Source organism: Psychroflexus sp. MES1-P1E, from assembly GCF_002836055.1.
Taxonomy (GTDB): Bacteria; Bacteroidota; Bacteroidia; order Flavobacteriales; family Flavobacteriaceae; genus Psychroflexus.
Genome location: NZ_PJBS01000140.1, coordinates 1 through 5,754, shown reverse-complemented (window position 1 = coordinate 5,754; position 5,754 = coordinate 1). Strand labels below are relative to the sequence as shown.

General features: G+C 31.2%; 6 protein-coding genes. 5 read left to right on the top strand and 1 reads right to left on the bottom strand.

The features are described from left to right. The 5 genes from CXF67_RS03945 to CXF67_RS03925 all read left to right on the top strand — a co-directional run. Positions 1 to 238: DUF2089 family protein (locus tag CXF67_RS03945; RefSeq protein ID WP_102087553.1), on the top strand; the 238-nt coding region annotated here is incomplete at its 5' end. 3 nt (positions 239 to 241) lie between these two features. Further along, a complete protein-coding gene (locus tag CXF67_RS03940) occupies positions 242 to 823 on the top strand; it encodes a hypothetical protein (RefSeq protein WP_102087552.1) in 582 nt (193 codons plus the stop codon). A 6-nt stretch (positions 824 to 829) separates the two neighbouring features. Beyond that, a complete protein-coding gene (locus CXF67_RS03935; RefSeq protein ID WP_102087551.1) occupies positions 830 to 2,206 on the top strand; it encodes an alpha/beta hydrolase family protein in 1,377 nt (458 codons plus the stop codon). 853 nt (positions 2,207 to 3,059) lie between these two features. Further along, positions 3,060 to 4,511 carry an MBOAT family O-acyltransferase gene (locus CXF67_RS03930; protein WP_102087550.1) on the top strand — a complete coding sequence of 484 codons (1,452 nt, stop codon included), beginning with the start codon at positions 3,060 to 3,062 and terminating at the stop codon, positions 4,509 to 4,511. Between the two features lies 1 nt (position 4,512). Next, positions 4,513 to 5,406 carry a hypothetical protein gene (locus CXF67_RS03925; protein ID WP_145990375.1) on the top strand — a complete coding sequence of 298 codons (894 nt, stop codon included), beginning with the start codon at positions 4,513 to 4,515 and terminating at the stop codon, positions 5,404 to 5,406. A gap of 48 nt (positions 5,407 to 5,454) precedes the next feature. Here the strand turns inward: CXF67_RS03925 and CXF67_RS03920 are convergent. Then, the coding region (locus CXF67_RS03920; protein WP_145990374.1) for a transposase at positions 5,455 to 5,754 on the bottom strand (300 nt) is incomplete at its 5' end.

The window sequence follows — 5,754 nt, the reverse complement described above, 5'->3', positions numbered from 1 at the left end:
AAAACCCTTAGTTGTAAGTCAATTATCTTGCTCTAGTTGTGAAACTGTTATCTCTGGCAATTATTCACTTCCTATTTTACTTCAACTTTCAAGTGAAGACCAAGATTTTATATTTGAATTTATTCTATCAAGTGGCAGTCTAAAAAAAATGGCAATTAAAATAGAAAAAAGTTATCCAACGGTTAGAAATAAACTTGATGATATTATTGAAAGAATTAGCCTCTTACAAAAAATATAGATTATGAAAATATTATTATTTAAGCCTTTTGAAAAATATTCAGAAAAAACACTTCTTTTAATAGGTGTCTTCTTTACACTTCTTGGGTCTTTTTTTGCTTACGTCTTCAATATTAGATTCGATGGAATCATAGATATTCACATTGTACCTAATACTTTTTCTTATCAAGCTCTACTAGATAACCTAATTAATATTTTTTGTTTGGTATTATTTTTATACATCTCGACTAAATATATAAATAAAAAAACACGACTAATAGATATACTTAATACAGCCTTAGTTGCTCGAGCTCCTTTTTATATACTGCCATTTTTTAATATTAATGGTGTAATTAAAAAAGCTAGTGAAGATGTTATTCAATTTGCTAACCCAGAATTAATTAGCCAAATTTCATCTTCAAATTTGTTTATAATAATTGTATTTGGGATTATTACAATCCTCTTTTTAGTATGGTATATCTCCTTATTATTTAATGGTTTTAAAGTGGCTTCAAACGCAAAAGGGAAAACCCCCATTATTCTATTTGTCATATCTCTTCTACTTGCAGAAGTTCTATCTAAATTTTTAATCGTTCAATTATACTAAATCACTATGAAGAAAATAACACTCATTTTATTGACAATATTGTCAACATTGTCAATGTATGGTCAAGACATTACAGGACAATGGAATGGTGCATTAAAAGTGCAAGGAACACAATTAAGACTTGTATTTAATGTTACTAAAACCGACAATGTTGTGAGTTCTACTATGGACAGCCCAGACCAAGGAGCAAAAGGAATCCCTACAACAACCACTAGTTTTGAAAACTCAATCTTGAAAATCACAATTGCCAATGCAAAAATAGAATATGAAGGAACATTAAGGAAAGACGATATTATTGTTGGTACCTTCAAACAAGGAGGACAATCGTTTCCTATGAATCTATCAAAAGAAATCATAGAAAAAGAAAAACTTGTAAGACCACAAGAACCAATAAAGCCATATTCTTATTATTCAGAAGACATAACTTTTGAAAATAAAAAAGCAGGAGTAAGTTTGGCAGGAACATTAACATTGCCTAAAAAAGATGGTGTTTTCCCTGTGGTTATATTAATAAGTGGAAGTGGTCCACAAAACAGGGATGAAGAATTATTAGGACATAAACCATTTCTTGTTTTGTCTGATTTCTTAACTAAAAATGGAATAGCAGTATTAAGGTTTGATGACAGAGGAACTGGAAAATCTTCAGGCGATTTTAAGGAAGCAACAACATTTGATTTTGCAAAAGATGTTGAATATGCTATAGAATATCTTCAAAAACGAAAAGAAATAAACAAAGATAAAATAGGACTAATTGGACATAGTGAGGGTGGCATTATAGCACCAATTATTGCATCAGAGAATGAAGATATTGATTTTATAGTTTTAATGGCAGGCTCAGCTCTTCGTGGAGATAAACTGCTTTTACTTCAAAAATATAAAATTGAAACACAGATGGGAATAAATAGGCAATTAGTAGAGAGCAATCAGCAAATATTTGCAGGTGCTTACGAAATAATATTAAACGAGAGTATTGAGAATGAATTAGTTTCAGATACATTATCAAAATACTTTACATCAAAATATGGTCAAGCGTTACCAGAAAAACAAAAAATTGCACTAATAAACCAATTATCTTCTCCCTGGATGATTAATTTCATAAGACTTGACCCTGCTGTTTATTTGTCGAAAGTAAACTGCCCAGTGCTTGCCATAAATGGAAGTAAGGATATACAAGTTCCATCGAAAGAAAATTTAGAGATAATTAAAGATAATTTTAGAAAAACTGAAAATACAAGTGTAAAAGTAAAAGAACTTGAAGACTTAAATCACTTGTTCCAAGAATGTGAAACAGGTTCTATAAGTGAATACGGTACAATTGAACAAACAATATCACCAATTGCATTAAAAGAAATATTGAATTGGATAAACATTCACATAAAGTAAATACGTTGGCTAATCGAGTAGATGGCTCCGCCATCAGATGACGGAGTGCACCCCTCACACCACCGTACTTACGGGTCACGTATACGGCGGTTCGCAATCGCTCTTTACACCAATCGAAACTATTCTGTACTTTTTTAAAGGGCTACACATTTTCTGGGGGTTGCCCAGTAACGAAAATTAATGCTCCCTGAATAATTTCCAGAAGGACTGCCTTCAGTCCTTCCCCACTTATGAGACCTATGCCTTTCTAATGGCAACTCGTTTCTAGTGGGTACTATGATCCCGAGGCTTCGGGGCTGACTTCTCTACCTAACCAACTCTTAGTTGTAGAGACCTCCCCAGAGCCTACCCCGATTTTTATCGGAGTAAGAGCGTCTTCTTTCTTGTGATCCCTGCCTTATCTACTATTTCGGTTATCACTTTACGTGTTTTGCACTTTACAACGATGTGCTTGCTTATCCAACCTAATAGCCTCATATAAGGTTCCTGCTTGGCCTGTCCTGAGCGTAGCCTTAGGCTCAGTACCAGAATGTGTAGTCCTGCCTTCTTCAGATGTAATCTCACCATTACCACTTTTGCAGCTTACTAAGGGTTCAAGGCGTTACCCCTGCCCATAAGGGACTTGCACCCGTTGGGACAGTCTTGTAAAAGAACTATATTTACCATTCAAGGCACACACACCGTGTTTAGCCAATTGCTAGGTCACTGCCGACTTACGAACATTCCTGCGGAATATTCTATCTGTGATTTATTTGCTAAATTAGTGGCTTAAACACGCAACTAACCTTACACAAAAACCTTGTGCATCATATAAAGAAACGAAATTGCAAACATTAAAAGGAGAAAATAATAAATGCTTTTTAACTCAATAGATTTTGCAATATTCCTACCATTAGTATTTATAATATATTGGTTTGTTGCGAATAAGAATTTAAAACTTCAAAACTTATTAATAGTTGTTTCGAGTTACATATTTTACAGTTGGTGGGATTGGCGATTTTTATCACTAATATTATTCAGTACAATTATTGATTACTTAGTTGGTAAAAAACTAAGAACAGAAAGTAATATATCCAAAAGAAAATTTTTACTTTGGACAAGTATTTTGGTAAACCTTGGGTTTTTAGGCTTTTTTAAATATTACAACTTCTTCCTTGACAATTTTGTTACGGCTTTCTCATTTTTTGGAACATCAATAAATTCGCAAGGATTAAATATTATTTTACCTGTTGGAATAAGTTTTTACACATTCCAAACATTGAGTTATACGATTGATATTTACAAAAGGAAACTTGAACCAACGAGTGATTTTATTGCCTTTTCTGCTTTTGTAAGTTTCTTTCCTCAATTGGTTGCTGGACCTATTGAACGAGCAACTAATTTATTACCACAATTTTATAAGAAAAGGGCTTTTAATTATAATAAGGCAATTGACGGATTAAGACAAATTTTATGGGGGTTATTTAAGAAAATAGTAATTGCAGGTAACTCAGCACAAATAGCAAATGAAATATTTAATAATTCAGCAGACTATTCTGGCAGCACATTAGTTTTAGGAGCTATATTCTTCACATTTCAAATTTATGGTGATTTCTCTGGATATTCTGATATAGCAATTGGAACTTCAAGACTATTTGGGTTTAATTTAAAACAGAACTTTGCATTCCCATATTTTTCAAGAGATATTGCCGAATTTTGGAGACGTTGGCATATTTCCTTGTCAACTTGGTTTCGAGATTATTTATATATTCCATTAGGTGGCAGTCGTGGTGGAACTTGGATGAAAGTTAGAAATACATTTACAATATTTATTGTTAGTGGATTTTGGCACGGTGCAAATTGGACTTTTATAGTTTGGGGTGCTTTGAATGCGTTGTATTTCCTGCCGTTACTTTTACTTGATAAAAATAGGGCTAATACAGATACTGTTGCACAAGGAAAATATCTGCCATCGTTTAAAGAGTTTTTTCAAATTGGCATTACATTTAGTTTAACTGTTTTTGCTTGGATATTTTTTAGAGCAGAGAATATTGGACACGCTTGGACATATTTATCTACAATATTTTCAAAATCATTGTTTTCAATTCCATATGCATTTGGCATAGGATTAGATAATATAGTGATAACCATAGTATTTATTGTTATTTTAACAATTATAGAATGGTTCGGTAGAAATAAAAAATATGCTTTAGAATTTAACCAAAAAAATAATAAGTTCTTTCAATGGGTTCTTTTTTATTTTATTGCCATAACAATATTTCTATTTGGCCAACAAGAACAAGGCTTTATTTATTTTCAATTTTAAAATGAAGAATTTTATTTTACATGTCTCAATCTTAATGGTATTCGTTTTAATAACTATAGCATTTATTTTGCATCTAGCAGATGGTCAATCTGATCCATTTTATTTAAAAATATCTTCGCCTAAACAGTCAAATTTCATCCTTGGGACATCAAAATCTGCCCAAGGTTTACAACCAAAATACTTTGAAGATGTTTTAAATAAAAGTTTTTATAATTATTCATTTACAATAGGTGTAAGCCCATATGGCAAAACATATTTAGGCAGTATTAAAAACAAATTAGACACCTTAAATAAAAACACTATAAATATAATAACCGTTGATATTTGGAGTATATCTTCTAAAACTAAAAACCCAAATGATTCATTACATTTTCGTGAAACCTATTCTTTTTTAAAAAATGTTACAAATGTAACTGACAACCCTAATTATAAATATCTCATTAATTATTTTGAAAGTAAGTATTATAATATTCTAATAAATAAATCACCATTTTTATTGCATAATGACGGCTGGCTAGAAATATTTATATCCAATAATACGAACATTGAAAGAAAGACATCCTTTACATTAGAAAGTTATAAGAAAAAGGTAACACAGTACCAATTTTCATCTATTAGATTAAAATACTTAATAAAAACAATAAATACTCTAAAAAAAAATGGCAGAGTATTTATTGTCCGTTTACCTATTCATCCTGAATTATCAACAATCGAAAATGAAATAGAGATTAATTTCAACTCATTAATTAAACCTGCTATTGAAGCATCTAATGGTTATTTGGATATGTCATCATACAATGAAAAATGTTCTTATACAGACGGTGTTCATCTTAATAAAGAAAGTGGAGAAGTTGTCAGCAATATTATTTCAAATTGGATAAAGAATATGAAATAAATACGAATGCACAACAAAGTACTGTGGTAAAAAACAAGTAAAAATGCATTAATTTCTCACTAGAGTACTTCTATATTCTTTATCATATATCAATCCTGATTTCGCAGTTGCAAAGGCTTGTTTTAAGAGGGTATTACATACCGCTATTAATGCTAATTTTTTACTCTTACCTTTTGCTACTATTCGCTCATAAATTTCTCTACAAGCCTTGTTGTATTTACAAGCATTAAAACTGCACATAAATAATAAATTTCGAAGTTTTTGATTCCCTATTTTACTTATTCGAGGTCGACCTTTTACACGACTACCACTTTGCCTAATTACTGGGGTTAGACCAGCGTAACTGCA

Bases quoted from the DNA above. Each gene is read 5' to 3' on its own strand.
- CXF67_RS03930 (WP_102087550.1), top strand. From the start codon at position 3,060: ATGCTTTTTAACTCAATAGATTTTGCAATATTCCTACCATTAGTATTT.
- CXF67_RS03925 (WP_145990375.1), top strand. From the start codon at position 4,513: ATGAAGAATTTTATTTTACATGTCTCAATCTTAATGGTATTCGTTTTA.
- CXF67_RS03940 (WP_102087552.1), top strand. From the start codon at position 242: ATGAAAATATTATTATTTAAGCCTTTTGAAAAATATTCAGAAAAAACA.
- CXF67_RS03935 (WP_102087551.1), top strand. From the start codon at position 830: ATGAAGAAAATAACACTCATTTTATTGACAATATTGTCAACATTGTCA.